The sequence below is a fragment of the Mesorhizobium silamurunense genome, assembly GCF_014843825.1.
Taxonomy (GTDB): domain Bacteria; phylum Pseudomonadota; class Alphaproteobacteria; order Rhizobiales; family Rhizobiaceae; genus Mesorhizobium; species Mesorhizobium silamurunense.
Genome location: NZ_JHQR01000099.1, coordinates 1 through 24,860 on the forward strand (window position 1 = coordinate 1; position 24,860 = coordinate 24,860).

A 24,860-nucleotide genomic window follows, 5' to 3' on the forward strand; every position below is an offset into this window, starting at 1 on the left:
TGGGCGACGTCCTCGGCCTCGGCCGCGTCGCCGAGCATGCGGGTGGCGAGCGAAAGCACGCGCGGCAGCTTGCGCGCCACCATCGCCTGCACTGCGGCCGCATCGCCGGCACCGATGCGCCGTACCAGTTCCTCGTCCGGATCGGCGCCCATCAGCCGGGGCGCTCCCAATGATCATCGTGCTGCATAACCTCTCGGTCATTGCTCCTGGTTGGGAGCGGTTTTGTGGCCCGGCCTCTCGTCGACGCCGAGCATGCCGTCGCCATTCTTGTCGAGCCTGGCGAAGCGCTTGGCGAGAAAGGCGTCGAGTTCCGCCTTGTCGACGAATCCGTCCGTGTTGGCGTCCATCCGCGCGAAGGATCTGGCCGGGTCGCCCTTGGCCTTGCGCTCGGTCTGGAACGCCGTCCACTCGGCGAGGCTGACCTTGCCGTCGCCGTCGGTGTCGGCTCGCATGAAAGCCTTTTCCCGGCGCGCCTCGAACTTTTCCAGCGTGGTGCCGGGCTTGGCGGCGGCGGGGGTGGGCGCGCTTGGCGCCAGTTGCGCCGGTGCGGGGGTTGGCGTCGTTGTCTGGGCAGTCGCGGCGGCGGCCTGCAGGCCAAGGGCTACGACAAGAGCAATTCCAGGAAAAGTGTGAAACGGTTTTCCGTCAGGAATTGCGTAAAAACAAAGAGATAGAGCGGATCCCCTTCATTGAAACGGTGAAACGCTCTATTGTCGAACGGCGGATCATGCTCTCGTCTCCGGTTGCGCGCGACCATTGGCGGCCATGCTTCAGCCGTTAAACGCGGCAATAGTGAAAATCCGTCGGTCGTTCCGCCTACGAGACTGGCGGTTTCCGGAAGCGCTGGGCAGTAGCCTTCAGGGGGCGGAAACTATTTGCGTTCGGTGACCACCACTAACTGGTCCGGCTTGAAGCCTGCATGTTGCGGGGTCCAGACATCGCCTTCGCGGTTGAACCAGTGGCACAGATAAGTGCCCGAGGCGGCGCCATCGCTCACCGTCATGTCCGGGCCTCCGGATTTCAGCCTGACGACGTCTCCGGTCTTGAAACTATTAGGCATTTCGACCTCCCATGCTGACGCCGGGAGTTTCCCACCAACAGCGATTCCCGACAATGGCCGAGATGCGCCGACAAAGTGGTACAGGGCTGGAAATGCAAGGAAAACTGGTGCCGCTTGCGTGACTCGAACACGCGACCCCATCATGAAGCCGGACATTCGGCCCAACCAGCGCTTTTGACCCAACGGCGACATTTGTCTGGACCGTCGGTGGGTCTCGTCAGGGTGGAAACCGGAAGTTCGACGCGAACCCAACAGAGAGCTCGACGGCTGTTCACGGCTGCTCTACGCGCTCAGTACTCGGACAAGCCGGCCGAGACCTATCCTTCCAGAAGCGACACGGGATCAAGGGACGTCGCCTGGCCGGACGTGACGCGCAGGAGAGGGCATCTTTGCAACCGCGACGATCACTCCGGCACGCCGGCGATGCCCAGCGCCTCGACGTAACGCTCGGCGAACACCTTGTCCAGCCACGGGTTGATCTGTCTCTGCAGGGTGAGCGTGTAGGTCGGGAACGCGTCCATCAGCCGCCGCGCCGCGGTCTGCGCCTCGTCCAACCGGTTGAGTTTGACCAGCGCCATGATCACCACCCGGTGCGAGGAGCCGTAGTTCGGCATCTCGTGCAGCGCGCGTTCTCCCCATGCCAGCGCTTCCTCGTAGCGCTCGAGCATCAGGTAGCTCATCCCGATGCCGGAGAGCGCGATGCCCTTCTCGGGGTCGACCGGGCTCAGCCGCATTGCCCTGTGAAAGTGCTCGATCGCGACGAGCGGGCGGCTGGAATGTGCGTTCACCCAGCCGCTGCCCGTATGGCCCTGTGCCGAATTGGGGTTGAGCAGCAGGGATCGTTCGATCGTGCCCAGCGCCATCTCGTAGTCCTTCGCGCTGTAGGCCATCACCTGCGCGGCGAAGCGCAGGCTCGTGGGATCGTCGCGCGCTTCCGCCAGTACCTCGCGCGCCATGCGCGCGGCGACTCGCATATCGTCCGGCTCGTGCCAGCACTGGCTCACGGATAGGCTGCGGATATAGGCGCCGAGTGCCTTCGCCAAGTTGAAGCTAGGGTCGATGCTGAGCGCCTCGTTGGTGAGCCGGCGCACGTCGGCAAAGCCTTCGCGTGTCATGCTGTAGAAGCACGGCAGCGCGCGAAGGTAGAGGTCGTAGGCGCTGATGTAGTCGGTCGGCTTCATGCGCGCCTGCTTGATCTCCTCCAGCCGGATGCTCGGCTCGACAGCGCCGACAACGCTCTCGGTCACCTTGTCCTGCAGGTCGAAGATGTCGCTCACGTCGCCTTCGAAGCGGTCGGTCCAGACATGGTGTCCGCTGATCGCGTCCACCAACTGCCCACTGATGCGCACCCGCGATCCGGCTCTGCGGATGCTACCTTCGAGCACGTAGCGGACGCCCAGCTCGCGCCCGACCTGGCGCAGGTCCACCGCCCGGCCCTTGTAGGTGAAGGACGAGTTGCGGGCGATCACGAAGAAGGAGTTCACCCGGCTCAATCCCGTAATGATGTCCTCCACCAGCCCGTCGGCGAAGTATTCCTGGTCGGGGTCGCCGCTCATGTTGGTGAAAGGCAGAACCGCGATCGAGGGTTTTTCGGGCAGGGGAGGCGGTGCAGCCACCGAGGCGCTGGCGTCGGTCTCGACGCGGTAGGCGCGCACAGGCCGCTCGATGTTCTTGAGGCGCAGGTTGCCGAGCGGCGTGAAGCCGCAGTCGAGCTTGCCCTGAAGGTGGTCGTAGGCGGTGCCCGAGACGACCACGGTGCCGGGATCGGCGATGCTTTCGAGACGGGCGGCGATGTTGACCCCGTCGCCGTAGAGGTCGCCGTCCTCCTCGCAGACCACGTCGCCGAGATTGACGCCGATGCGGAAGCGAATCCGCTCTTCCTTGGGCGTCTCCGCCTCGTGTTCTGCCAGGGCCTGCTGGATCGCCATCGCCGAGGTCACCGCGTTAACGACGCTCGCGAACTCGCACAGCATGCCGTCGCCGGTGAGCTTCACGATCCGACCCTGGTGCTCGGAGACCAGCGGTTCGAGGAGGTCCTTGCGGTAGATCTTCAGCCGCTCGAGCGTGCCGCGCTCGTCGCGCTCCGTCAGGCGCGAATAGCCGACCACGTCGCAAGCCAGGATCGCTGCGAGGTGGCGCTGCGTGGTCATTGCACCGCTCAGCCAAGCGCCTGCACGCGGGCCGCCCCGCGTCCATGTCCTGCCAACTTCCAGACGCCTCACGTGCATGGTATCCATCTCTCCCAGTCTCCGCCCGTCGCCGATACAGAACGGAGAACGCAGCTTGACCTTGTCTTCACGAGATTTCGCTATTCCGCTTGCGAGGCGTGGAGCGTTCCAGTCGCCGCGCCAACAGCCAACCGACGACACGCCCACGCAGCCTCTGGGGACGCTGACACGCCACTCCCAGAAGGCCGGAGATATTTCCTGCCCTGTGTAACCGGTTGACGCCACCGTGGCGGTTCTTTTGTATCGGGCATCACACCAGACGTTGTGCGTGACGCGCTGGCTGAGCTCGCGTCGCTCAATGCGCAGATCGAAAGCTCAAGACCGAGGGACCGGCGAAAGTCGAATTGGAGCGCCAGCGTCGTCGTGACGATGCTGTTGAGACCGCACTGCGCGACTCGCTCAGCAAGGCGGGCGTCAAACCGACTCCATTTGTTGGGAAATTTTTGGTGCCGCTTGCGTGACTCGAACACGCGACCCCATCATTACGAATGATGTGCTCTACCAACTGAGCTAAAGCGGCCCGGGAAGCCCTTGGGCTTCCAAGATGCGCCGGTTGATAGACTCAACCGCCAGCTAATTCAAGATGGGTGCGGCGAAATCCGGTGCCTATGCGCGGCAATTTCGGTTGGTTGCTGCCCCACGACAACCTTCGGCGCCCGCCACAGCGGCTCGCAGGCCCGTTGGCGGGCTGGCGTCCGGTCCGCCGGGGTTGATCCGGCGGCGGCGACAAAAAATGTTGATTCTTCAACAAAAAACGCCGAAATGGGCGTTGGATGCGTCGGCTAGGCAGCCGCTCGTCCGTTGATTGATTGGTCGCCTGCGGCTAACGATCGATAACTGTGAGCGAACGCGCAGAGGGAGCTCGCTTGGACGCCATCGAGAAAGCGATCCGCAACGCCTTCGAGAAAGGCAATGCCGAGGACAGGGCGTTTCGCGAGAAGGTCTATCGCTCGGCCTTTGCCGCGCTGGACCGCGTCCTGCAGGCCAATCCGAACGTGACGGTGGAGGCCGCCATCAATCGCCGCAAGGCGGTGCAGGCCAAGATCACCGAGATCGAGTCCGAATTCCTGCCGGCCGTCCACGCAGTCCCGGACGTCACACTCCCGTCCGAGAGCGGCACGCCCGCCGGCAACGCCGCGCCCGCGCCCTCGGTCGATACGCCGACCCAATCTTCCGCGCCGTCGGTGGATGCGACGCGAGGTCCCGACCAGGCAGCGCCGTCGCCGTCGATCACTTTCGATGGTCCGGTGCAGCCCGATGCGTCGGATGCGCCGCGCTCGCGCGTGCTGCCCCGCGTGCCCGACATCATGCCGGACGAGGCGCTTCCGAACGCGCCGACCCTCGACGATTCTCCCGGAGCGTCCGTCGGCAACGGCGCCGAAGTGGCGCCGGACCGCGATGAACGGCGGATCAGGGGGCGGCGCCTGCCGCTCACCGCCATCTTCGTCGTGGCGACGCTGCTGGCGGCCGCCGGCATCGGCCTCTATTTCGCGAAACAGACCGGCGTCTTCAAGACGGCGGCTGAGCTCAACACCGGTCCGCCGGAGCCCACCCCGACGCTGGAAGACGAAGACTCCTCACAGCCGGGCGAAACCGAGTCGCCGCAAAAGCCCGGCGAGGCCGACCAGTCGAAGAACTGGATCAACGTCTTTTCGCCCGCCGATCCGACCCATGTCAGCACCCCGTCCGACGCCGGCGCCGACGTGATGAAGGACGACACCGGCCAGTTCCTGCGCATCCGATCCGGCGCATCCGGCTCGGCCATCGCCTTCGACGTCGGCCAGGGCGTGCTGGAAAAGCTCGTCGGCAAGCATGCCATGTTCGACATCATCGCCCGCTCGGAAGAGGGCAAGGAGACGCAGATCTCGGTGGACTGCAATTTCGGCGAGCTCGGCGATTGCGGCCGCAAGCGCTATGCCGTCGGCCACGAGCGCAACGAATACCTGTTCGATGTGCAGTTCCCCGACAAGCATCCGGGCGCCGCCGGCACCATCGCCGTCAATTCCGACTTCGACAAGCAGGGCAAGTCCGTCGACATCTACGAGATACGCGTCTCGATAGCCGAGTAATTGCGGAAGCAATTCACGTCCAGGATCGTTCTTCCGAGGGAAGACCATGAGCGGGCGCGCATCCGCTCGTCCTGGATCGTCTGCCGCTCCCAGCACAAGAAGAGGAAGACGCGATGAACGCCGTGCACTCGAAAGAAGTCGAGGAAATTCGAGGCCTTATCGAACACTGGGCCGATGCCGTGCGCCGGAAGGACATGGACGGAATTCTGCGTCATCACGCACCGGATTTCATCATGTTCGACGTGCCGCCACCGCTGCAATCCAAGGGCATCGAGGCCTATCGGGACACCTGGCCTTTGTTCTTTGGCGCCTCCCCGCAGAAACCTGTGTTCGATGTCGTCGATCTGAAAATCACCGCCGGTACGAATGTGGCTTTTGCGATTGCATTGATGCGCTGCGTCGAGGTGAAGGCGACCGGGTCCAACGACCTGGACTTCCGGCTGACCATCTGTTTCGAGAAAATCGCCGGACAGTGGACCTTCACGCACGAGCACCACTCCGTTCCGGCTGGGGACTAGCCTTCCTGAAGCAGCGCCTGCAGCGTCTCGATACGGTCGGCCTCCGCCGCGGGCTTGTCCCAGCGCAGCCGCGAGATGCGGGGAAAGCGCATCGCGACGCCCGATTTGTGGCGCGTCGAGCGGTTGAGGCCTTCGAAGGCCACTTCCAGCACCAGGCCGTTGTTGCGGTCGGCGCGCACCGAGCGCACCGGGCCAAAACGCTCGATCGTGTTGTCGCGGACATATTTGTCGATCTGCCGCAACTCCTCGTCGGTGAAGCCGAAATAGGCCTTGCCGACAGGCACAAGCTCTTCCGAGCCCTCCGGTCCGGCCCAGACGCCGAACGTGTAGTCGGAATAGAAGCTCGAGCGCTTGCCGTGGCCGCGCTGCGCATACATCAGCACCGCGTCGACCGTGTGCGGATCGCGCTTCCACTTGAACCAGGGACCCTTCGGCCGGCCGGCGAGATAGGGCGAATCCCAGCGCTTCAGCATCACCCCTTCGATGATCGGATGCGGCGGCGCCTGCCGCAGCCGCTCCAGCGCCTGCCAATCAGGGAATTCGACCAGCGGCGAGAGGTCGAAGCGGCTAGGGTCGAGCGTCTTGACGAAGGCTTCGAGTCGGCTTCGGCGCTCGACGAAGGGGAGGCCGCGCAAATCCTCCCCGTCGATCTGCAGCGCGTCGTAGCAGCGCATGAAGGCCGGATATTGCTGCTGGATTTTTGGCGACACGCTCTTGCGGTTCAGCCGCTGTTGCAGGTCGGAAAAGGTTCCGGTCGCCTCGCGCGGATCGCCGACCAGCAGCTCGCCATCGAGCGCCGCCTCGAAATCCATCGCCGCGGCAAGGTCCGGAAAGGCGCCGGAAACATCGTCGCCGGTACGCGAGTAGAGCCGGCGGATGCGGCCCTCGCACACCGCCTGCACGCGGATGCCGTCCCACTTCCATTCCGCCGCATAGTCGGCGTGGTTGAGCTTTTCGAGATCGCCGTCGTCGACCGCGTTGGAGAGCATCACCGGCCGGAACAATGCGAGCGCGGCGCTCCTCGGTTTTTCCGCCCGTCCTTCGAGCCACGCGAAAAGCTCGGTGTAGGGCGGCGTCAGCCCGTGCCACAGCTCCTCGATCTCGACGACGTCGACTTGGCCGAGATCGGCCAGGGCCTGCTTGGCGAGCCGCGCCGAAACGCCGATGCGCAGGCCGCCGGTGACCAGCTTGATGATGGCGAAGCGCGCCGAGATGCTGGCGCTGTCGAGCAGCCGCGCCAGCACCTGCGGCCCGTCCGAGCGGCTCGCCGCCTGCAGCTTGCCGACGACCTCGGCCAGCGTCGGCGCGTGGTTCGGTATATGACCGGGCGGCTGCGGCCAGACCAGCGATACCGTCTCGGCGAGGTCGCCGACATAGTCGTAGGAATAGCCGAACAGCACCGGATCCATGCGCTCGACCACCAGCGTGCGCAGCATCGCCGGCTTCACCGCCGCGATCGACAGATCGCCGGTGATCGCGGCGAGCGCCAGCCCGCGGTCGGGATCCTCGACGCTGCGGAAATAGTCGGTGAGCAGCGTCAGCTTGCCGTTGCGCGAAGGCGTCAGCACCAGCCGGTCGAGGAGCTCAGCGAAGCGGTTCATGGACGGATGCACCACGCCAATAGCGAAAGCCGGCGCGCGGCAGGCCAGAGGGGGGTGCGAAGGATCACCACGCTGGCGACTAGCGGATCGAAAAGCATCATCAATCGCCCTCGTCCTCATAGCCCACGAGGTGCAGCGGCCTTGCCGCGATGCCCTCCAGTTCGCACCAGCGCACCAGCGCTTCCTCGCGGCCATGCGTCACCCAGATCTCCTGCGCGCCCGTCTCCTTGATCGTGGCGGTGAGCTCGTCCCAGTCGGCATGGTCGGAAATGATCAGCGGCAGCTCGACGCCGCCCTGCTTGGCGCGCTGGCGGATGCGCATCCATCCAGACGCGAAGCAGGAGATAGGATCGGGGAAACGTCGCGCCCAGCGGTCGGCGAAGGCCGCCGGCGGCCCTACGACGATGGCCCCGGTGAAATCGGCCTTGCCGCCGCTTTCCACGGTCCCGGGTTCAAGGTCGCCGAGATCGATCCCCTGGCTCTGGTAATACTCGCTGAGCTTGGCCAGCGCGCCATGGATATAAATCGGCCTGTCGTAGCCGGCGTCACGCAGCAGCCGCATGACGCGCTGCGCCTTGCCGAGCGCATAGGCGCCGATCAGGTGCGAGCGTTCCGGAAACTGCGCCGCCGATTTGAGCACGCGCGCGATTTCCTCGTGGTCCGGCGGATGGCGGAACACCGGCAGGCCGAAGGTCGCCTCGGTGATGAAGACATCGCAGGGCACCGGCTCGAACGGCAGGCATGTGGCGTCCTTCTGACGCTTGTAGTCGCCGGAGGCGACGATGCGCATGCCCTGGTATTCGACCGCGATCTGGGCCGAGCCCAGCACGTGGCCCGCCGGATGGAAGGTGACGGCGACGCCGTTGATATCGATCGTCTCGCCGAGGATGGCTGCCTGGGTCGTACCGGCAAAATCCTCGCCGTAACGCAACCCCATGATGTCGAGTGTTTGCTGCGTCGCAAGCACCGAGCGGTGGCCGGAGCGCGCATGGTCGGAATGGCCGTGCGTGATCAGCGCGCGGCCCACCGATCGCACTGGGTCGATGAAGAAATCGCCTGGCGGGCAGTAGAGCCCTTCGGGTCGTGGCTTGAGCAGGTCGCTGGCACGCATCGCTTCAAGATAATGGCTAAATTCCCCGCGGGAAGCCTGTTGCAAGAGACTGCTGACTCGTCCTACAGCCGGCCGCCGGTTCGCTTTGCCGGTCGGATCCTTCGAACCATGAAACCGCTTCAGGCCTCGTCCGGTGACTTGAACGCCGATCGCCGCGTCGACTTCGCCGAGATGCTGCTGGCCTCCCGCGAGCCCGCGCAGGCGGCGGAGCTTTTGCTCGGCGCGCTGGAGCTGGCGCCGCATTGGGCGGCCGGGTGGTTTCGCCTCGGCGAAATGCAGGAGGCCGCGGGCTTTCTCGACCGGGCAGCCCGGGCCTGGACGATGGCGCTGAAGCTCGATCCCGCGGACCGGCTGGGCGCTTCGCTCAAGCTGCAATTGATCGGCCATGCGCCGGCGGCAGCCGCTCCGCCCAGCGCGTTCGTCGAGACCCTGTTCGATCATTATGCCGACGGTTTCGAGGAAGCGCTGGTCGGGAAACTCGGCTACCGGATGCCGGATGTGCTCGACCGGGTCATTCGCCTAGCCAGGCCAGGCCGGTTTCGGCTGGCCCTCGACCTCGGCTGCGGCACCGGCCTGATGGGCGAAAAGCTGCGGCCGTTCGTCGATCGGCTCGAAGGCTGCGACATTTCGGCCGGCATGCTGAGGAAGGCGCGTGCCAATGGCATCTACGACCTGCTTTCCAAGGCCGACCTTCAGCATTTCTCTCGACCTGGCGCGAAAGCCGACCTGGTGGTCGCCGCCGACGTGTTCATCTATGTCGGCGCTCTCGAACGCATTGTCGGAGCGGTTGCCGATACAATCGCCGATGACGGCGTGTTCGCATTCTCGGTAGAGACCACTGCCGGCGGCGATGACTTTGCCTTGCTGCCGTCGCGGCGCTACGCACATTCCGAGGCCTATGTGAGGCGCGTCCTCGCCGTCAGCGGGTTCTCCATCCTGTCGCTGGAGAGCACGACCATCAGGCATGACCGCGGCGAGCCTGTCGGAGGACTTGCCGTGGTCGCTGCGCGCAGGATGGCGGTATGAGGCACCGGCTGCTGCGAAAAAGCCCGAATCGCGTGTCGGGTTACCCAGAGCAATTCCAGGAAAAGTGTGTAGCGGTTTTCCGTCCGGAATTGCGTTAAGACCGATCTAGGGCGGATACCGCGCGGAGGGATACCATGCGCTGCAACATGGTTGTGTTGGCGTCTTGCCTGATGGTGGCGGGCTGCGTCGGCGGCACCTCGATGGCCGAACGCCAGGACGAGGCTGTGCAATCCTCGCTGCAATATGACGATGTGCCTTGCGACCAGTTGTTGGCGCAGCGCAATCAGGTGGCGCAGCAGAACAACCTGCCGATCACCGCCAAGCCGAGCTTCTCCAATCCGGCGATGGGTTTCGGCCCGTTCACGCCGGACATGCGCTCCAAGGCGCAGCGCGACGCCGACAAGGCGAGCGGCGAGATCGACGCCATGAGCCGATCGATCGACCGGCGTGACTGCGGCAAGCCGAAGAAGAAGGACAAATTCGCGCTGCCTGGCTCGAAGCCGTCTTCGCCGACTCAGTAGCCCGCTTCGCGGTCAACCAGGTTCTCGAGCTTTTCGCCGCGCTCGAAGGCATCCATCTGCAGAAGCATGATCGGCACCAGATGGGCCGGGTCGGAGGTCGCCGCCGCATGTGGCGTCACGAACACCTTCGGATGGCTCCACAGCGGGCTTGTCTTCGGCAGCGGCTCGACCTCGAACACGTCGAGGCTCGCTTCCTTCAGCGTGCCGTCGTCCAGCGCCCGCAGGATGTCGGCGTCCTTTTGCAGCCGCCCGCGCCCGGCATTGATCAGCACCGCGCCGCCAAGGCCGTTGCGCCTGCGCAATTCCTTCAGCACGCCGTAGTTGATGATGCCCTGCGTGCGCGGCGTGAGCGGCAGCAGCACCACCAGGATATCGGTGGCGTTGAGGAAGGGGATCAGCCCCGCTTCGCCGGAATAGGTCGAAACGCCCTTCATCGGCCGCTCGGTGCGCGACCAGCCATTGACCGCGAAGCCGAGTGAGAGCAGCACCGAGGCCGCGGCGCGGCCGAGATTGCCGAGACCCATGATGCCGACGGAGATGTCTTCCGCCGCGCGCTGCGGCGGCTCGCGCCAGATCTTCTTCTGCTGCTGCGCCCGGTAGAGCATGCTCTGGCGATGGTGGTCGAGCACCCGCCAGACGACATATTCGGTCATGTGTTGGGTGAGATTGTCGGCGACGACCCTGACGATCGGCACGTCGGGCAGGCCGGGATCGGCGAAGATGTGGTCGACGCCGGCGCCGATCGAGAAGATGGCGCGCAAATTGGGCAGCGACGACAAAAGGTTCGGCTTCTGCTTCCACACCACCGCATAGGTGATCGAGGGATCGCTGGGACCATCCGGCTCCAGCACCACCTCGCGCTCGGCTGCGAGCAGTTCGCGCCAGCGCTGCGGGTGAAAGCCGGTGAGGGCAAGCAGGATTTTGCCTTTTTCCATTTCTCGGAATTCTTTCCTGTATTTCCGTTCGGTTCAGCCTACTCGCTGACCACTCCGGTCGGCGCCGTTTCGATCCGGAACGCGGCCGAGATCAGCGCCCGGGTATAGTCGGTCTGCGGGCGGTCGAAAATCTGCTCGGACGGCCCGGCTTCGACGATCTGACCATTGCGCATGACGATGACGTCGTTGGCAAGGGCGCGGATGACCTTCAGGTCGTGGCTGATGAAGAGATAGGCGAGATTGTGCCTGGCTTGCAGGTTGCGCAAAAGATCGACGACCTGCGCCTGCACGCTCATGTCGAGCGCCGAGGTCGGCTCGTCAAGCATGACGAAGCGCGGGTTGAGCACCATGGCCCGGGCGATCGCGACGCGCTGGCGCTGGCCGCCCGAGAATTCATGCGGATAGCGGTGGCGCGTCTCGGGATCGAGCCCGACCTCCTTCAGCACCTCGACGACCTTGTCGTCCCGCTCGTCGGGCGAGAGTTTCGGCGCGTGGATCTTCAGCCCCTCCTCGATGATCTCAGCGACCGACATGCGCGGGCTCAAGGATCCGAACGGATCCTGGAAGACGATCTGCAGCTCGCGCCGCAGCGGCCGCATGGCGCTGAAGGACAGCTGATTGATGTCGCGCCCGTTGAAATTGATCGCGCCCGTCGAGGAGATCATCCTCGCCAAGGCGAGGCCGAGCGTCGTCTTGCCGGAGCCGGATTCGCCGACGACGCCGAGCGTCTGGCCGGCGCGCACGGTGACGTCGATGCCGTCCACCGCCTTCACATGGTCGACGGTGCGGCGGAAGAAGCCGCGCCTGATCGGGAACCAGACCTTGATATCCTTGCCGGTCATCACCGCTTTGGCAGCGGTATTCGCAGCCGGCGGCTTGCCCTTCGGCTCGGCGGCCAGCAGGTGCTTGGTGTAGGCATGCTGCGGGTTGGCGAATATCTCCCTGGTCGGTCCGGTCTCGACTATTCTGCCCTTGGTCATCACGCAGACGCGATCGGCGATCTTTCTCACGATGCCGAGGTCGTGGGTGATGAAGAGCATCGACATGCCCTTGCGGCTTTTCAGCCCCGCGAGCAGTTCGAGGATCTGCGCCTGCACGGTGACGTCGAGCGCCGTCGTCGGCTCGTCGGCGATCAAGAGTTCCGGCTCGTTGGCCAAAGCCATCGCGATCATCACCCGCTGACGCTGTCCGCCGGACAACTGGTGCGGATAGGCGTCGAGCCGCTTCTCTTCCGGCTCGTTGGCCAAAGCCATCGCGATCATCACCCGCTGACGCTGTCCGCCGGACAACTGGTGCGGATAGGCGTCGAGCCGCTTCTGCGGGTCGCGTATGCCGACCTCGTTGAGCAGATCCAGCGTGCGGGCCCGCGCCTGCCGGTCGCCAAGACCCTGGTGCAGCTTCAACACCTCGACGATCTGCTGCTCTATCGTGTGCAGCGGATTGAGCGAGGTCATCGGCTCCTGGAAGATCATGGTGATCTTGTTGCCGCGCACGCCGCGTAGCGTCTTTTCGTTGGCGCTCAGCAGGTCGGCGCCATGGAACAAGATCTTTCCCGATGGATGACTGGCCGAAGGATAGGGCAGAAGCTTCAGCACCGAGAGCGCCGAGACCGATTTGCCCGATCCGGATTCGCCGACCAGCGCCAGCGTCTCGCCCTTGGCGATGTCGAAGGAGATGTGGTCGACGGCCATCGACTGCTTGCCGCCTTGCGCGAAGGCGACGCTCAAATCGCGGATGGAGAGCAGCGGCTCGGTCATTTGAACGTCTTGCGCGGATCGAAGGCGTCGCGCGTCGCCTCGCCGATGAAGACCAGCAGCGACAGCATCAGCGAGATCACGATGAAGCCGGAGATGCCGAGCCAGGGCGCGTTGAGATTGCGCTGCGCCTGCTTCAGCAGCTCGCCGAGCGAGGCGGAGCCGGGCGGCAGGCCGAAGCCGAGATAGTCGAGCGAGGTCAGCGTCGAGATCGAGCCTGAGAGCAGGAAGGGCAGGAATGTCAGCGTCGCCACCATGGCATTGGGCAAGAGGTGGCGGAACATGATGGTGAGGTTGGGCACGCCAAGCGCGCGCGCCGCGTTGACATATTCGAAGTTGCGCGCGCGCAGGAACTCGGCGCGCACCACGCCGACCAGCGCCACCCAGGAGAACAACAGCATCAGGCCGAGCAGGATGAAGAAACCGGGCGGCAGGATCGCGGAGACGATGAGCAGGAGATAGAGCACCGGGATCGCCGACCAGATCTCGATGAAGCGCTGGAACAAAAGGTCCGTCCAGCCGCCGAAATAGCCTTGCACCGCGCCGGCCGCGACGCCGATCAGCGACGAGCCGAGGGTCAGGATCAGCCCGAACAGCACCGAGATGCGGAAACCGTAAATCACGCGCGCCAGCACGTCGCGCGCCTGGTCGTCGGTGCCCAGCCAGTTCCAGTTGCCGACGACGCAATTGGGATCGGCCTCGCCTTGCGGATACTGGCTGCATCGCGCCTTCTTGTCATAGAGCCAGGACGGCTTGGCGGGCGCCGCTTCGGGGATGGCGTTGTTGACCGTCTGGTAGGAGTAGCGCACCGGCGGCCAGATCATCCAGCCATTGGCATTGATCTCATCCTGGATGACAGGGTCGCGGTAGTCGGTGACGGCATAGAAGCCGCCGAACTTCTCTTCCGGATAGGCGACCAGCACCGGAAACAGGATCTCGCCCTTGTAGGAAGCGATGATCGGCTTGTCGTTGGCGATCAGCTCGGAAAACAGCGAAAGCACGAACAGGATGAGGAATATCCACAGCGACCAGTAGCCGCGCCGGTTCGCCTTGAAGTTCTGCAGCCGCCGCTGGTTGAGCGGCGAAAGCCACGGCCGGGCGGCGCGGGCCGGCTTGGTTTCGGCCGAGACCACCGCCATCAGATGTCTCTCCGCTCGAAATCGATGCGCGGATCGACCCAGGTGTAGATCAGGTCCGACAGCAGGCCGACGAACAGCCCAAGCAGCGAGAAGATGTAGAGATTGGCGAAGACCACCGGATAGTCGCGGTCGATCACCGACTTGAAGCCGAGCAGGCCGAGCCCGTCGAGCGAGAAGATGTTCTCGATCAGCAGCGAGCCGGTAAAGAAGGCCGAGATGAAGGCGCCGGGAAAGCCTGCGATGACGATCAGCATGGCGTTGCGGAAGACGTGGCCGTAGAGCACCTTGCGTTCCGACAGGCCCTTGGCCCGCGCCGTCACCACATACTGCTTGCGGATCTCCTCCAGGAAGGAGTTCTTGGTCAAAAGCGTTGTCGTGGCGAAGGCCGACAGCACCAGCGCCGTCAGCGGCAGTGTCATATGCCAGAAATAGTCGATGATCTTGTCCGGCCAGGACAGCTGGTCCCAATTGTCCGAAACGATGCCGCGCAGCGGGAACCAGTCCCAGAACGAGCCGCCGGCAAACAGCACCATCAAAAGGATGCCGAACAGGAAGCCGGGGATGGCGTAGCCGACGATCACCACGCCGCTCGTCCAGACGTCGAAGGTCGAGCCGTCCTGCACCGCCTTGCGGATGCCGAGCGGGATCGAGATCAGGTAGGACAGAAGCGTGATCCACAGCCCGATCGAGATCGATACCGGCATCTTTTCCAAGATCAGGTCGAGCACCGAGATGTCGCGGAAATAGCTGTCGCCGAAATCGAAGCGGGCATAGTTCCACAGCATCATGCCGAAGCGTTCGAGCGGCGGCTTGTCGAAGCCGAACTGCTTTTCGAGCTTCTTGATGAATTCTGGGTCCAACCCTTGAGCGCCGCGGTATTTCGAGCTGACGTTGCCGGCGACATCGAGATTGCTCGCGCCGGCATCGCCACCGCCGCCGCCGAGCCGATCGGTGCCGCCCTGGTTGGTGAGCTTGGCGATGACCTGCTCGACCGGGCCGCCCGGCGCGAACTGGATGACGGCGAAGGAGATCGCCATGATGCCGAACAGCGTCGGGATCATCAAAAGGATGCGGCGCAGGATATAGGCGCCCATCAGGCGGCCTGCCCAGCGCGAAGGGGAGTGTCAGGCTTTGCCAATTTTTGCCGCCTTGCCCTTGTCGACCCACCACAGCGCTTCGACCGGAAAGCCGAAATCGGGCTTCTGCTCGGGAAAGCCGAACATGTCCCAATAGGCGCTTCGGTGATTCGCCAGATACCAACTTGGAATCCAATCGCGCCGCGCGCGCAAGGCTCGATCGAGCGCCCGCATCGCGACGGTAAGGCTTTCGCGGTCCTTGGCCGCGCCGACGGCATCGATCAGCGCGTCGATGGCCGGGTCCGCTATGCCCGGCAGGTTGCGCGAGCCCGAGACGGACGCGCTTCGCGAATGGAAGAAGATCTCGAGGTCGTCGCGGGTCGGCGTGGCGCTGAAGGAAAAAGCGGCCGAGATCAGGTCGAAATCGAAGGTCGATTGCCTGAGCTGGTATTGAGCGGAATCGACCAGCCGGATGGAGGCATCGATGCCGATCGCCTTCATGTTGGCGACCCAGGGCGAATAGACCTGCACGAAGGTCTCGTCTTCGACCAGGAACTCGGCAGGCAGCCGAGCACCCTTGTCGTTGACGACGAAATCGCCGGAGCGTTTCCAACCGGCCTCGGCAAGCAGCTTCGCCGCCTTGCCGAGCAGCTTCCGGTCGCGCCCGGAACCGTCCGAGGCCGGCTGCGTCACCGCCTCGCCGAAGGCCTCCGGCGGCAGCTTGTCACGCAACGGCTCCAGCAGCGCGAGCTCTTCCGGCGATGGTGTGCCTGCGGCGCGAAAGTCGGATTTCTCGAAGCAGGATTGCGAGCGTTCGTACGAGCCGTAGAAGAAGTTGCGCCGCGTCCATTCGAAGTCGAAGCAGAGCGCGATCGCCTGCCGCACGCGCGGGTCCTGGAACTGCTCCCGCCTGTGGTTGACGGCCGTGGCCTGCATCGATGGCACCGTTTCGGCCGGGAATTCATGCTTGACCACCTTGCCGGCGGTGAAGGCCGGGAAGTCGTAGGCCGTCGCCCAGACGCGCGAGGTGAACTCCTCGCGATAGAGGATCTCGCCCTTCTTGAAGGCCTCGAAGCCTGCGGTGCGGTCCTGGTAGAATTCGATGCGGATGCGCTGGAAATTGTTCTGCCCGCGATTGACCGGCAGGTCGTTGCCCCAATAGTCGGCCACGCGCTCATATTCGATGAACGTTCCCGCCGACCAGCGCCCGACCTTGTAGGCGCCCGATCCGAGCGGCGGATTGAGCTGCGAAGAATCGAAGGGATTGGCCGAAAAGAAGGCCTTGGACAGGATCGGAAACCCGACGACGTTGAGGATGGTGCGGGCCGACTGCTTGCCCGAGAATTTGAGTTCGACGGTGTGGGCGTCCACCGCCGCCGCGTCGTCCAGATGGGTCAGCGACAATGCGTAGTCCGGATGCCCCTTGTCCTTCAGCAGCTTGAAGGTGAAGGCGACATCGTCGGCGGTGAGCGGCGTGCCGTCATGGAAGCGCGCCTGCGGGCGCAGCGAGAAGGTGAAGCCATTGCGGTCGTCGGAAATCGTGACGCCGTCGGCGATCAGCCCGTAGACGGCGTCAGGCTCGTCGAGCGCCCGCACCATCAGCGAATCGAAGCACATTTCCATGCGCTGCGGTGCATCGCCCTTGGGCACGAAGGAGTTCAACGTGTTGAAGGTCAAAGGGCTCTGGTTCTGGCCCCAATTGGGCGGCGAGAAATTGAAGGTGCCGCCTTGCGGCGCATCGACATTGACATAGTCGAAATGCGTGAAATCGGGCTTGTATTTCAAATCGCCGAAGGCGGACAGGCCATGCACCTTCACGCCCGTCGGAATGTCGGCAAAGGCGCGGCCGGGGAGCAGTGCCGTGGCCGCCGTTGCAGCGCCGAGCGCCAGGAAGTCGCGACGAGGAAGCAATGTCTGCCGCCTCATCAGTTGCCCCTGTATTTGGTGGCCAGCGCCTTTTCCTTCTCAGGGTCGATCCACCAGGAATCGATATCGGCGCCACGGTAGCTGGGCTGCTTTTCCGGCATGCCGAACTTGTTCCAGTAGGCAAGCCAAACCACCGCGCGGTAGTATTGCGGCACGGTATAGTAGTTCCACAACAGCACGCGATCGAGCGCATGGGTGGCGGCGACGAGATCGTCGCGGTCGGTGGCGAAGATGATGCGGTCGACCAGCGCGTCGACCACCGGGTTCTTGATGCCGGAATAGTTGCGCGATCCCGGCGTGTCCGCCGCCTTCGAACTCCAGAAGTCGCGCTGCTCGTTCCCGGGCGATTCCGATTGCTGGAGGATGCTGGTGATGACGTCGTAATCGAAATTGTTGACGCGGTTGATGTACTGCGTCTGGTCGATGATCCGCAGCGTCGCGTCGACGCCGATCTTGCGCAGGTTGGCGATCCACGGACTGGCGATGACCTGGTCGGTGTCGTTCGAGCCGAGTATCTCGAACTTGAATGGCGCGCCGGTCTTGGCATTCACCATCTTGCCGCCCTTGATCACCCAGCCTGCCTTGGCAAAGAGGTCGACAGCCTGCTTCAGATATTTTCGTTCGGCCTGCGGTGAATCGTAGACCGGCAGTTTGAATTCCTGCGTGAACAGCTCCGGCGGCAGCTTGTCGCGATACTTCTCCAGGATTTCGAGCTCCTTGCCTTGCGGCAGCCCGCTCGACGCCAGTTCCGTGCCCTCGAAATAGCTGTGGGTGCGCGTGTTCGAATTGTAGAACAGCGTCCGGTTCATCGTTTCGAAGTCGAACGGATAGGCCAGCGCGGCGCGCACCAGCCGATCCTGGAACAGCGGCCGCCGCTCATTGAGCACGAAAGCCTGCATCGGTTCGGGCGAGGTTGTCTTGAATTCCTTTTTGACCACGTCGCCGGCGCTCACCGCCGGGAAGTTGTAGGCCGTCGCCCAGCGCCGCGAACTGTTTTCCGGCTTGATGTCGTCGAGCCCGCCCTTGGTGAAGGCCTGCCAGGCGGCATTGTCGTCCAGGATGTAGGTGAAGCGCTGGGTGTCGAAATTCTCGCGGCCGATCTTCACCGGCAGCTTGGCGGCCCAATAGTCCGGCACGCGCTGCCAGACGATCTCCGAGCCCGGCTTGAAGCTGGCGATCTTGTAGGCGGCGGAGCCCAGCGGCGGCTCCAGCGTCGGCTTGGTGATGTCGCGCTTCTTGCCGCTGGCGTCGGTGCCTTCCCACCAGTGCTTCGGCAGCACGACGAGATCGCCGAGGATCTTCGGCAGTTCCCGATTGCCCTTCTGGTTGAAATGGAACTCGACCTCGCGGTCCGAGAGGGCGACCGCTTCGGCCACGTTCTCGAAATAACGGTTGTACATCGGGCTGTTGGCCTTCAGCACATGGAACGACCAGACCACGTCGTCGACGGTGATCGGCTGGCCGTCATGCCATTTGGCTTGAGGGTTGAGCCGGTAGGTCGCCGAGGAATAGTCGGCAGGGTATTTGTAGGCCTCGGCGATCAGCGGGTGGCTGACGCTGCCTTCGTCGGTCGCCTGGTCCATCAGCGTGTCGTAGAGCAGCCCGCCGCCGAACTGTGCGAAGCCGGCGGCCGGCGATCCCTGCACGATGTATGGGTTGAAGCTGTCGAAAGTGCCGACGACCACGGAGTTGTAGCTTCCGCCCTTCGGCGCATCCGGATTGACGTAATCGTAGCGCTGGAAATTCTCGCCGTATTTGGAAGGGCCGATCAGCGAGGAGGTGGTGTGCCATTCGTCGGCGAAGCCGGCCTGCAGACTGACGACGAAGGCGAACGCCAGCATCGATGCGAAAAGTGTCGTCGATGGGAAAAGTGTCCGGGAGCGGCCGACCGTCATGCGTTCTCCTCGTCGCGAGCAGTACCCACCGGCAATCTAGATCATTTGACGCCAGTGAAAACCGCAAGTGGCAGTCTTTGTCGCCCAATATGCGGCTTTCCTAACAGAAAAGCCGGGACGAACCCGGCTTTTCCAAGGTGCCTTCATGACAAATTGTTTATTGCGCGGGCGCAGCCGGTTTGGCCGGCGCGGCTCCTTCGGCAGGCTTGGCGGGTGCGGCACCTTCCGCGGGCTTGGCACCTTCCGCGGGCTTGGCTTCGGCCGAGGCACCCGGCTGCGGCAGCGGCTTCGGATTGTCCGACAGCGTGCGCAGATAGGCGATCACGTTGGCGCGGTCCTCGTCCTTCGGCAGGCCGGCGAAGCCCATTGCCGTGCCCTTCACGAACTTCTTCGGCGAGGTGATGAAGTGGTTCAGGTTGTCGTAAGTCCACTTCTCCTGGCCGCCCTTGGAAAAATCCTTCATGCCGGCCGAATACGCAAAGCCCTCGTGCTCGGCGACAGGGCGGTCGACGATGTCCCACAGATCCGGACCGACCTTGTTCGGGCCGCCCTTCTCGCCGGAGTGGCATGCCTGGCACTTCTTGAAGATGGCGGCGCCCGCCTCGGCATTGGCGGTTGCGAGCAGATCGGCGATCGGCTTGGCTTCTGCGGCTGGGGAAGCTGCGCCACCGCCCTCGGTCGGCTCCTGAGCCTCGATGGCGAAGCCGGGCTTTTCGGGCGCAGGCGAAGCGAACAGCGCGTCCGAGACGATGCCCACGGAAAAGACGACGAAGACGGTTCCGAGGAATCCGGCGAGCAGCTTGTTGACTTCGTTGGAATCCATACGCCCCTTGCTCCCTTTTCCGGCGGACCGTCCCGTCCACTCCGTCCGTCGGTATCGCGAAAGGCCCGGGAGGGCCAGTCAAATCGGGCGGAAACTAGGTCTTTTGCTTCGGCGTTGCAACACCTATAAGGGCGCTTCCAGTGAGACGTTTTGCCACTTTTCCATCCGCTTTCCCGGCCGCCCCGAAAGTCCCATGTCGACATTGATCCTGATCCCAGCCCGCATGGCTTCGACCCGCCTGCCGGGCAAGCCGCTGGCCGACATCGCCGGCGCGCCGATGATCGTCCATGTCGCCCGCCGCGGCGCCGAGGCGGGGCTCGGCCGCGTGGTGGTGGCGACCGACACCGAAGCGGTTGCCACGGCAGTTCGCGAGCATGGTTTCGAGGCGGTGATGACGCGCGCGGACCACGAATCGGGCTCCGACCGCATCTTCGAGGCCCTCACAGCGCTTGACCCGGAGAAGAAGGTCGAAACCATCGTCAACGTCCAGGGTGATCTGCCGACCATCGACCCTGAGATCATCGGCGCATCGCTGCGGCCCTTCGCCGACCCGTCGGTCGACATCGCCACGCTCGGCGTCGAGATCGTGCGCGACGAGGAAAGGACCAATCCGAACGTCGTCAAGATCGTCGGCTCGCCGCTCTCCGCGACAAGGCTGAAGGCGCTCTATTTCACCCGCGCCACGGCGCCGTGGGGCGAGGGCCCGCTCTATCACCACATCGGCCTCTATGCCTATCGTCGCGCCGCGCTCGAACGCTTCGTCGCGCTGAAGCCGTCGCCCTTGGAGCGCCGTGAGCGGCTGGAGCAATTGCGGGCATTGGAAGCGGGCATGCGCATCGACGCCGAGATCGTGCGGTCGCTGCCGCTTGGCGTCGACACGCCGGACGACCTCGAGCGCGCCAGGCAAATCCTTTCAAACTGAGACATCCGTAAGCGAGACATCGGCGCATGCCTGAAAAGACCAACAGAATATCCTTCCAGGGCGAGCCGGGCGCCAATTCCGACACCGCCTGCCGCAACATGTTCCCATCGATGGAGCCGTTGCCTTGCCCGACCTTCGAGGACGCCTTCAACGCGGTCGAGACCGGCAAGGCCGAGCTCGCCATGATCCCGATCGAGAACACGATCGCCGGGCGCGTCGCCGATATCCATCATCTCTTACCGGAATCGCGCCTGCACATCGTTGGCGAGTATTTCCTGCCGATCCACTTCCAACTGATGGTGCTGCCCGGCGTCAGGCGCGAAGAGATCAAGACCGTGCACAGCCATATCCACGCGCTCGGCCAGTGCCGCAAATACATCCGCAAGAATGGCTGGAAGCCGGTGGTCGCCGGCGATACGGCGGGTTCGGCGAAGATGGTCTCCGAGGTCAAGGACCGCACCATGGCGGCGCTTGCCCCGGCGCTCGCCGCGGAACTCTACGGGCTCGATATCATCGAGAAGAATGTCGAGGACACCGACTCCAACGTCACCCGCTTTGTCGTGTTGACCAAGAACAAGCAGTGGGCCGAGCGGCCGTCGCCGGACGCCAAGATGATGACCACCTTCATCTTCCGCGTCCGCAACGTGCCGGCGGCGCTTTACAAGGCCATGGGCGGCTTCGCCACCAACGGCATCAACATGACCAAGCTCGAGAGCTACCAGCTCGGCGCCTTCACCGCGACGCTGTTCTATGCCGATATCGAGGGCCACCCCGACGATCCTCTGGTGAAGCTCGCGCTCGACGAACTGCGCTTCTTCTCGCGCGAGATGCGCATCCTCGGCGTCTATCCGGCGAGCGCGTCGCGCGAGCAGTGGAAGGTGGCGGATTAGACCCGTGGCGCTCTAAAATCCCAGCGGCACGTAATCGATCTCCATGAACGCTTCGACCTCCGGCACCCAGCGGTCGCGCACAAACGCGACGTGGTCGGGGTGCTCGTTGTACCTTGTGTAGGCGGCCTGGTCGGCGAACTCCATCGAGAAGCCGAACTGATAGTCGTTCTTGGGGCTGACCTGGCGCAGCTGCTCGAAATGCGTCACACCATTGATCCCGGTGAGGATTTTCTTCGCATCATGGAGGAACCGTTTCGCCTCCAGCGAATGCGGCGGATGTTTCAGCGTGAACACGACGGTATGACGGATCATTTTGCTCCCTGCTCCTATTCGCTGTCGACCCAGGCGCGGATGAGATGGTGGGCGATCGCGCCTTTCGGCGGCGTGATCAAGCCACCGGCATGCTGCCTGTCCAGCATCGAGCGCACCTCGTCGCGTGGGAACCAGCGGCAGTCTTCCAACTCGTTGAGGTCGGCCTGGATATCCTCGTTGAGCGGCTCGCCGAAGCAGCCGATCATCAGCGAATAGGGGAACGGCCAGGGCTGGCTGGCGTGGTAGACGACTCGGCCGAGCCTTATGCCGGCCTCTTCCAGCGTCTCGCGGCGCACCGCCGCCTCGATCGTCTCGCCGGGCTCGATGAAACCGGCAAGGGCCGAATACATGCCGGGCGCGAAATGCCGGCCGCGGCCGAGCAGGCATTTCTCGCGCGTCACCGTCAGCATGATCGCCACCGGATCGGTGCGCGGGAAATGATCGGTGCCGCAGGCCGGGCAATGCCGCCTATAGCCGCCGGCGCGCATTTCCGAGCGGTTGCCGCATTTCGAGCAGAAGCCGTGGCTGGCGTGCCAGGCAAGCAGCGCCGCCCCTTGCGCCAGAGCGCCGGCCGCCGCCTCGTCGATCAGCCCTTGCATGTAGACCGAGCGATAGTCGATCGCCTTGACTGTCTCGGGGAGCTTTTCCGGTTCGACGCCGGCAGGCACGGCAAGCACCGGCCCACTGTCTGAAAAGCCGAGCAGGACGCCGCGGTCGAGCGAAACGTCGAAGGCCTGGCTTTCCGCCGCCGCGAACCATGGGTCGAAGCTGCCGTCGTTGAGCTTCAGATAAAGCCTGCCGCCATGCATCAGCATCAGCCGCGCCGTCTGATTGGCAAGCGCCTTCTCGACCGCGTCGTCGGCGCGGTTTTCCGATTGCCGGTCGATCTGGTTGCCGGCGAAGCCGACGAACTGGCTCGGCTCGCGCAACGGCGCGTCAAACAGGCGAAAGCTCATGGGAAACTCAAGAGTAGCGCAGGCTCGGAAGTGGACACTGGTCAGCTTATAGCGCTGCCTTGATCGTTTCGGCAAACCGGCGGATGTCGGAGCGCTGGTAGGGCTCGCGCATGCCGTGCCCCCAGACCGGTCCGGGCCAGCCGGGGTCGCCTTCGCTGCGCGCGACGACGTGGACATGCAATTGGCGCACGATGTTGCCGAGCGCGCCGGTGTTGATCTTGGTACAGCCGGTCACCCTCTTCAGCGCCTGCGCCACCATATTGGTTTCGAAGGTCAGCATTGTCTGGTCGAGCGGCGTCAGCTCGTGGATCTCCTCCACGCCCGGCCGCTGCGGCACCAGGACCAACCACGGCCAGCGGCGGTCGTTCATCAGCCTGAGCTCGCAAAGGCCGAGCCACATGAGCTGCTCACTGTCCGCCTCCAATCGGGCGTCCAGCGTGAAACCGGCCTTGAGGCCAGGCAGCATGGGCGTTTCCTTCGCTTTTGTATTATTTTCAAACCGGGGAACGCTAGAGCGGCGGCAAGATGGCTGCAAGCGAATCATTGGCTGCTGCTGCGGATTTGAAGGTCCTCTCTGCTGCATGGCCTGCCCGGTCATTCACCTCTGCCCTTGCATTTCGCCGCTGAATTGCCGATATGGAGCGCGGGAGGTTGGTGGTGGACGATCCACTCGCCAACCGGGTCAGGTCCGGAAGGAAGCAGCCCTAACGAGCCCGGAACGGGTCATTGTTCCAGCCTCCCGCCTCTTCGCCTTTCTCCCGCGACATTGACGGCGCCGAGCCGTGCGGGCGAGATTATGCGCAGGAATCGGCCGCCCTCCGTCGCGGCCGTTGGAGCTTTTGACGGCGAATGAGCGAAGCCGGAAATTTGGGGACGGAAAGCCTGGTAACAGGAAAGGCCGGCGCCTATCGCGTGCTGGCGCGCAAATATCGCCCCTCGAATTTCTCCGAGCTGATCGGCCAGGAGCCGATGGTCCGCACGCTGACCAACGCCTTCGCCACCGGCCGTATCGCCCAGGCCTGGATGCTGACCGGCGTGCGCGGTGTCGGCAAGACGACGACCGCGCGCATCCTGGCACGGGCGCTCAACTACAAGACGGCGACCGTCGACCAGCCCTCGGTCGATCTTTCTATCCCCGGCGAGCACTGCCAGGCGATCATGGAAGGCCGCCATGTCGATGTCATCGAGATGGACGCCGCCTCCCACACCGGCATCGACGACATCAGGGACATCATCGACCGCGTTCGTTACGCGCCGGTCTCGGCCCGCTACAAGGTCTACATCATCGACGAAGTGCACATGCTCTCCACCCAGGCCTTCAACGGCCTGTTGAAGACGCTGGAAGAGCCGCCGCCGCACGTCAAATTCATCTTCGCCACCACCGAGATCCGCAAGGTGCCGATCACGGTTCTGTCGCGCTGCCAGCGCTTCGATCTGAGGCGCATCGATGCCGGCGCTCTCGTCGCGCATCTTTCCTCGATCGCCGCCAAGGAAGGCATTTCCGTCGACGACGAGGCCCTGGCGATGATCGCCCGCGCCGCCGAAGGCTCGGCGCGCGATTCGCTCTCCATCCTCGATCAGGCGATCGCCCATGGCAGCGGCGCGGTCAGCGCCGAGGCCGTGCGCGCCATGCTGGGGCTCGCCGACCGCGCCCGCATCATCGACCTGTTCGAGCATGTCATGAAGGGCGATGTGGCGGCGGCTTTGGCCGAATTCCGCGCGCAATACGATACAGGCGCCGATCCGGCCGCGGTGCTGACCGATCTGGCGGAATTCAACCACCTCGTCACCCGGCTGCGTTTCGTGCCGACCGCCGCCGATGACGCTTCGCTCTCCGAGGACGAACGAAGGCGCGGCGCCGAATTCGCGAGCGCGCTCTCGGTGCGCGTGCTGTCGCGGACCTGGCAGATGCTGCTCAAAGGCATTCCGGAGGTGCAGTCCTCGAACCGCCCGGTCAGCGCCGGCGAGATGGTGCTGATCCGGCTGGCGCATGCCGCCGACCTACCGACGCTGGACGAGGCGTTGAAATCGCTGGAAGGCGCCGCACCTGTGCCGAATGGCGCGCCGCGGCCCAACGGCGCGCCGGCCGGCAATGGCG

22 protein-coding genes, 1 tRNA gene, 1 other RNA gene and 1 pseudogene are annotated in these 24,860 nt (G+C 64.2%); 8 read left to right on the forward strand and 17 right to left on the reverse strand.

Annotation, left to right across the window (positions count from 1 at the left end; all coding sequences use genetic code 11):
* The 5 genes and pseudogenes from DH10_RS11810 to DH10_RS11830 all read right to left on the reverse strand — a co-directional run.
* A pseudogene (locus tag DH10_RS11810) lies at positions 1–152 on the reverse strand (RNA polymerase sigma-70 factor); the annotation flags it as partial.
* A gap of 45 nt (positions 153–197) precedes the next feature.
* Positions 198–653, reverse strand: a complete 456-nt coding sequence (locus DH10_RS37870) for an EF-hand domain-containing protein (RefSeq protein WP_343221511.1) — start codon at positions 651–653, stop codon at positions 198–200.
* Between the two features lie 218 nt (positions 654–871).
* Entirely contained in the window at positions 872–1,060 is a 189-nt protein-coding gene (locus DH10_RS11820) for a YodC family protein (RefSeq protein ID WP_192257351.1), read from the reverse strand.
* Between the two features lie 404 nt (positions 1,061–1,464).
* Positions 1,465–3,210 (reverse strand): adenylate/guanylate cyclase domain-containing protein, encoded by a 1,746-nt coding sequence (locus tag DH10_RS11825; protein ID WP_192384747.1) that lies wholly within the window; start codon positions 3,208–3,210, stop codon positions 1,465–1,467.
* 522 nt (positions 3,211–3,732) lie between these two features.
* Positions 3,733–3,808: transfer RNA gene (locus DH10_RS11830), tRNA-Thr, on the reverse strand.
* Between the two features lie 346 nt (positions 3,809–4,154).
* On the opposite strand from DH10_RS11830, the gene DH10_RS11835 reads away from it, so the two are divergent.
* Positions 4,155–5,357, forward strand: coding sequence for a hypothetical protein (locus DH10_RS11835; protein ID WP_192249883.1), 1,203 nt, complete (start codon positions 4,155–4,157; stop codon positions 5,355–5,357).
* Positions 5,358–5,470: 113 nt separating this feature from the next.
* Entirely contained in the window at positions 5,471–5,875 is a 405-nt protein-coding gene (locus DH10_RS11840; protein ID WP_192249886.1) for a YybH family protein, read from the forward strand.
* Here the strand turns inward: DH10_RS11840 and DH10_RS11845 are convergent.
* Entirely contained in the window at positions 5,872–7,476 is a 1,605-nt protein-coding gene (locus DH10_RS11845; RefSeq protein ID WP_192249889.1) for a cisplatin damage response ATP-dependent DNA ligase, read from the reverse strand. The two genes, DH10_RS11840 and DH10_RS11845, sit on opposite strands and share 4 nt — an antisense overlap.
* A 100-nt stretch (positions 7,477–7,576) precedes the next feature.
* A complete protein-coding gene (locus tag DH10_RS11850) occupies positions 7,577–8,587 on the reverse strand; it encodes a ligase-associated DNA damage response exonuclease (protein WP_192249892.1) in 1,011 nt (336 codons plus the stop codon).
* Between the two features lie 108 nt (positions 8,588–8,695).
* On the opposite strand from DH10_RS11850, the gene DH10_RS11855 reads away from it, so the two are divergent.
* Both DH10_RS11855 and DH10_RS11860 read left to right on the forward strand, forming a co-directional pair.
* Positions 8,696–9,613, forward strand: coding sequence for a class I SAM-dependent DNA methyltransferase (locus tag DH10_RS11855; protein ID WP_192249895.1), 918 nt, complete (start codon positions 8,696–8,698; stop codon positions 9,611–9,613).
* 134 nt (positions 9,614–9,747) lie between these two features.
* Complete coding sequence (locus DH10_RS11860) at positions 9,748–10,134, forward strand: hypothetical protein (RefSeq protein ID WP_192249899.1); 387 nt, start codon at positions 9,748–9,750, stop codon at positions 10,132–10,134.
* On the opposite strand, the gene DH10_RS11865 is transcribed toward DH10_RS11860, so the two are convergent.
* The 7 genes from DH10_RS11865 to DH10_RS11895 form a co-directional block, all read right to left on the reverse strand.
* Positions 10,128–11,069, reverse strand: coding sequence for a 2-hydroxyacid dehydrogenase (locus DH10_RS11865; RefSeq protein ID WP_192249902.1), 942 nt, complete (start codon positions 11,067–11,069; stop codon positions 10,128–10,130). The two genes, DH10_RS11860 and DH10_RS11865, sit on opposite strands and share 7 nt — an antisense overlap.
* Before the next feature lie 38 nt (positions 11,070–11,107).
* Positions 11,108–12,826, reverse strand: a complete 1,719-nt coding sequence (locus DH10_RS11870) for an ABC transporter ATP-binding protein (protein WP_192384748.1) — start codon at positions 12,824–12,826, stop codon at positions 11,108–11,110.
* Positions 12,823–13,962, reverse strand: coding sequence for an ABC transporter permease (locus DH10_RS11875; RefSeq protein ID WP_192249908.1), 1,140 nt, complete (start codon positions 13,960–13,962; stop codon positions 12,823–12,825). The genes DH10_RS11870 and DH10_RS11875 overlap by 4 nt, the downstream gene beginning before the upstream one ends.
* A complete protein-coding gene (locus tag DH10_RS11880) occupies positions 13,962–15,056 on the reverse strand; it encodes a microcin C ABC transporter permease YejB (protein ID WP_192249911.1) in 1,095 nt (364 codons plus the stop codon). The genes DH10_RS11875 and DH10_RS11880 overlap by 1 nt, the downstream gene beginning before the upstream one ends.
* 30 nt (positions 15,057–15,086) lie before the next feature.
* The gene (locus tag DH10_RS11885; RefSeq protein WP_192249914.1) at positions 15,087–16,964 is read right to left on the reverse strand and encodes an extracellular solute-binding protein; all 1,878 of its coding nucleotides are present in this window, start codon (positions 16,962–16,964) and stop codon (positions 15,087–15,089) included.
* A complete protein-coding gene (locus DH10_RS11890; protein ID WP_192249917.1) occupies positions 16,964–18,859 on the reverse strand; it encodes an extracellular solute-binding protein in 1,896 nt (631 codons plus the stop codon). The genes DH10_RS11885 and DH10_RS11890 overlap by 1 nt, the downstream gene beginning before the upstream one ends.
* A gap of 157 nt (positions 18,860–19,016) precedes the next feature.
* Positions 19,017–19,682, reverse strand: coding sequence for a c-type cytochrome (locus DH10_RS11895; RefSeq protein WP_192249920.1), 666 nt, complete (start codon positions 19,680–19,682; stop codon positions 19,017–19,019).
* A gap of 193 nt (positions 19,683–19,875) precedes the next feature.
* Here DH10_RS11895 and DH10_RS11900 point away from each other — a divergent pair, with 193 nt between their 5' ends.
* Entirely contained in the window at positions 19,876–20,604 is a 729-nt protein-coding gene (locus tag DH10_RS11900) for a 3-deoxy-manno-octulosonate cytidylyltransferase (protein ID WP_192249923.1), read from the forward strand.
* Positions 20,605–20,630: 26 nt separating this feature from the next.
* Entirely contained in the window at positions 20,631–21,494 is an 864-nt protein-coding gene (locus DH10_RS11905) for a prephenate dehydratase (protein ID WP_192249926.1), read from the forward strand.
* A gap of 12 nt (positions 21,495–21,506) precedes the next feature.
* Here the strand turns inward: DH10_RS11905 and DH10_RS11910 are convergent, their stop codons facing one another.
* The 3 genes from DH10_RS11910 to DH10_RS11920 are packed head-to-tail and all read right to left on the reverse strand — an operon-like array spanning position 21,507 to position 23,228.
* Positions 21,507–21,806 carry a Dabb family protein gene (locus DH10_RS11910; RefSeq protein ID WP_192249930.1) on the reverse strand — a complete coding sequence of 100 codons (300 nt, stop codon included), beginning with the start codon at positions 21,804–21,806 and terminating at the stop codon, positions 21,507–21,509.
* Positions 21,807–21,820: 14 nt separating this feature from the next.
* Complete coding sequence (gene nudC / locus DH10_RS11915; RefSeq protein ID WP_192249933.1) at positions 21,821–22,762, reverse strand: NAD(+) diphosphatase; 942 nt, start codon at positions 22,760–22,762, stop codon at positions 21,821–21,823.
* A gap of 46 nt (positions 22,763–22,808) precedes the next feature.
* A complete protein-coding gene (locus DH10_RS11920; protein ID WP_192249936.1) occupies positions 22,809–23,228 on the reverse strand; it encodes an HIT domain-containing protein in 420 nt (139 codons plus the stop codon).
* A 180-nt stretch (positions 23,229–23,408) separates the two neighbouring features.
* Between DH10_RS11920 and ffs the strand changes: the two genes are divergently transcribed.
* Together ffs and DH10_RS11930 are read left to right on the forward strand one after the other, a co-directional pair.
* Positions 23,409–23,505, forward strand: an RNA gene (gene ffs, locus DH10_RS11925) — signal recognition particle sRNA small type.
* 106 nt (positions 23,506–23,611) lie between these two features.
* The coding region (locus DH10_RS11930; protein WP_192384749.1) for a DNA polymerase III subunit gamma/tau at positions 23,612–24,860 on the forward strand (1,249 nt) is incomplete at its 3' end.

Excerpts from the sequence above, each read along its gene's own strand:
- DH10_RS11860 (WP_192249899.1), top strand. The coding sequence starts at position 9,748 with ATGCGCTGCAACATGGTTGTGTTGGCGTCTTGCCTGATGGTGGCGGGC.
- DH10_RS11825 (WP_192384747.1), bottom strand. The coding sequence starts at position 3,210 with ATGACCACGCAGCGCCACCTCGCAGCGATCCTGGCTTGCGACGTGGTC.
- DH10_RS11845 (WP_192249889.1), bottom strand. The coding sequence starts at position 7,476 with ATGAACCGCTTCGCTGAGCTCCTCGACCGGCTGGTGCTGACGCCTTCG.
- DH10_RS11900 (WP_192249923.1), top strand. The coding sequence starts at position 19,876 with ATGTCGACATTGATCCTGATCCCAGCCCGCATGGCTTCGACCCGCCTG.
- nudC (WP_192249933.1), bottom strand. The coding sequence starts at position 22,762 with ATGAGCTTTCGCCTGTTTGACGCGCCGTTGCGCGAGCCGAGCCAGTTC.
- DH10_RS11910 (WP_192249930.1), bottom strand. The coding sequence starts at position 21,806 with ATGATCCGTCATACCGTCGTGTTCACGCTGAAACATCCGCCGCATTCG.
- DH10_RS11820 (WP_192257351.1), bottom strand. The coding sequence starts at position 1,060 with ATGCCTAATAGTTTCAAGACCGGAGACGTCGTCAGGCTGAAATCCGGA.
- DH10_RS11885 (WP_192249914.1), bottom strand. The coding sequence starts at position 16,964 with ATGAGGCGGCAGACATTGCTTCCTCGTCGCGACTTCCTGGCGCTCGGC.
- DH10_RS11840 (WP_192249886.1), top strand. The coding sequence starts at position 5,471 with ATGAACGCCGTGCACTCGAAAGAAGTCGAGGAAATTCGAGGCCTTATC.
- DH10_RS11875 (WP_192249908.1), bottom strand. The coding sequence starts at position 13,962 with ATGGCGGTGGTCTCGGCCGAAACCAAGCCGGCCCGCGCCGCCCGGCCG.
- DH10_RS11890 (WP_192249917.1), bottom strand. The coding sequence starts at position 18,859 with ATGACGGTCGGCCGCTCCCGGACACTTTTCCCATCGACGACACTTTTC.
- DH10_RS11895 (WP_192249920.1), bottom strand. The coding sequence starts at position 19,682 with ATGGATTCCAACGAAGTCAACAAGCTGCTCGCCGGATTCCTCGGAACC.
- DH10_RS11920 (WP_192249936.1), bottom strand. The coding sequence starts at position 23,228 with ATGCTGCCTGGCCTCAAGGCCGGTTTCACGCTGGACGCCCGATTGGAG.
- DH10_RS11865 (WP_192249902.1), bottom strand. The coding sequence starts at position 11,069 with ATGGAAAAAGGCAAAATCCTGCTTGCCCTCACCGGCTTTCACCCGCAG.
- DH10_RS11870 (WP_192384748.1), bottom strand. The coding sequence starts at position 12,826 with ATGACCGAGCCGCTGCTCTCCATCCGCGATTTGAGCGTCGCCTTCGCG.
- DH10_RS11880 (WP_192249911.1), bottom strand. The coding sequence starts at position 15,056 with ATGGGCGCCTATATCCTGCGCCGCATCCTTTTGATGATCCCGACGCTG.
- DH10_RS11850 (WP_192249892.1), bottom strand. The coding sequence starts at position 8,587 with ATGCGTGCCAGCGACCTGCTCAAGCCACGACCCGAAGGGCTCTACTGC.
- DH10_RS11905 (WP_192249926.1), top strand. The coding sequence starts at position 20,631 with ATGCCTGAAAAGACCAACAGAATATCCTTCCAGGGCGAGCCGGGCGCC.
- DH10_RS11855 (WP_192249895.1), top strand. The coding sequence starts at position 8,696 with ATGAAACCGCTTCAGGCCTCGTCCGGTGACTTGAACGCCGATCGCCGC.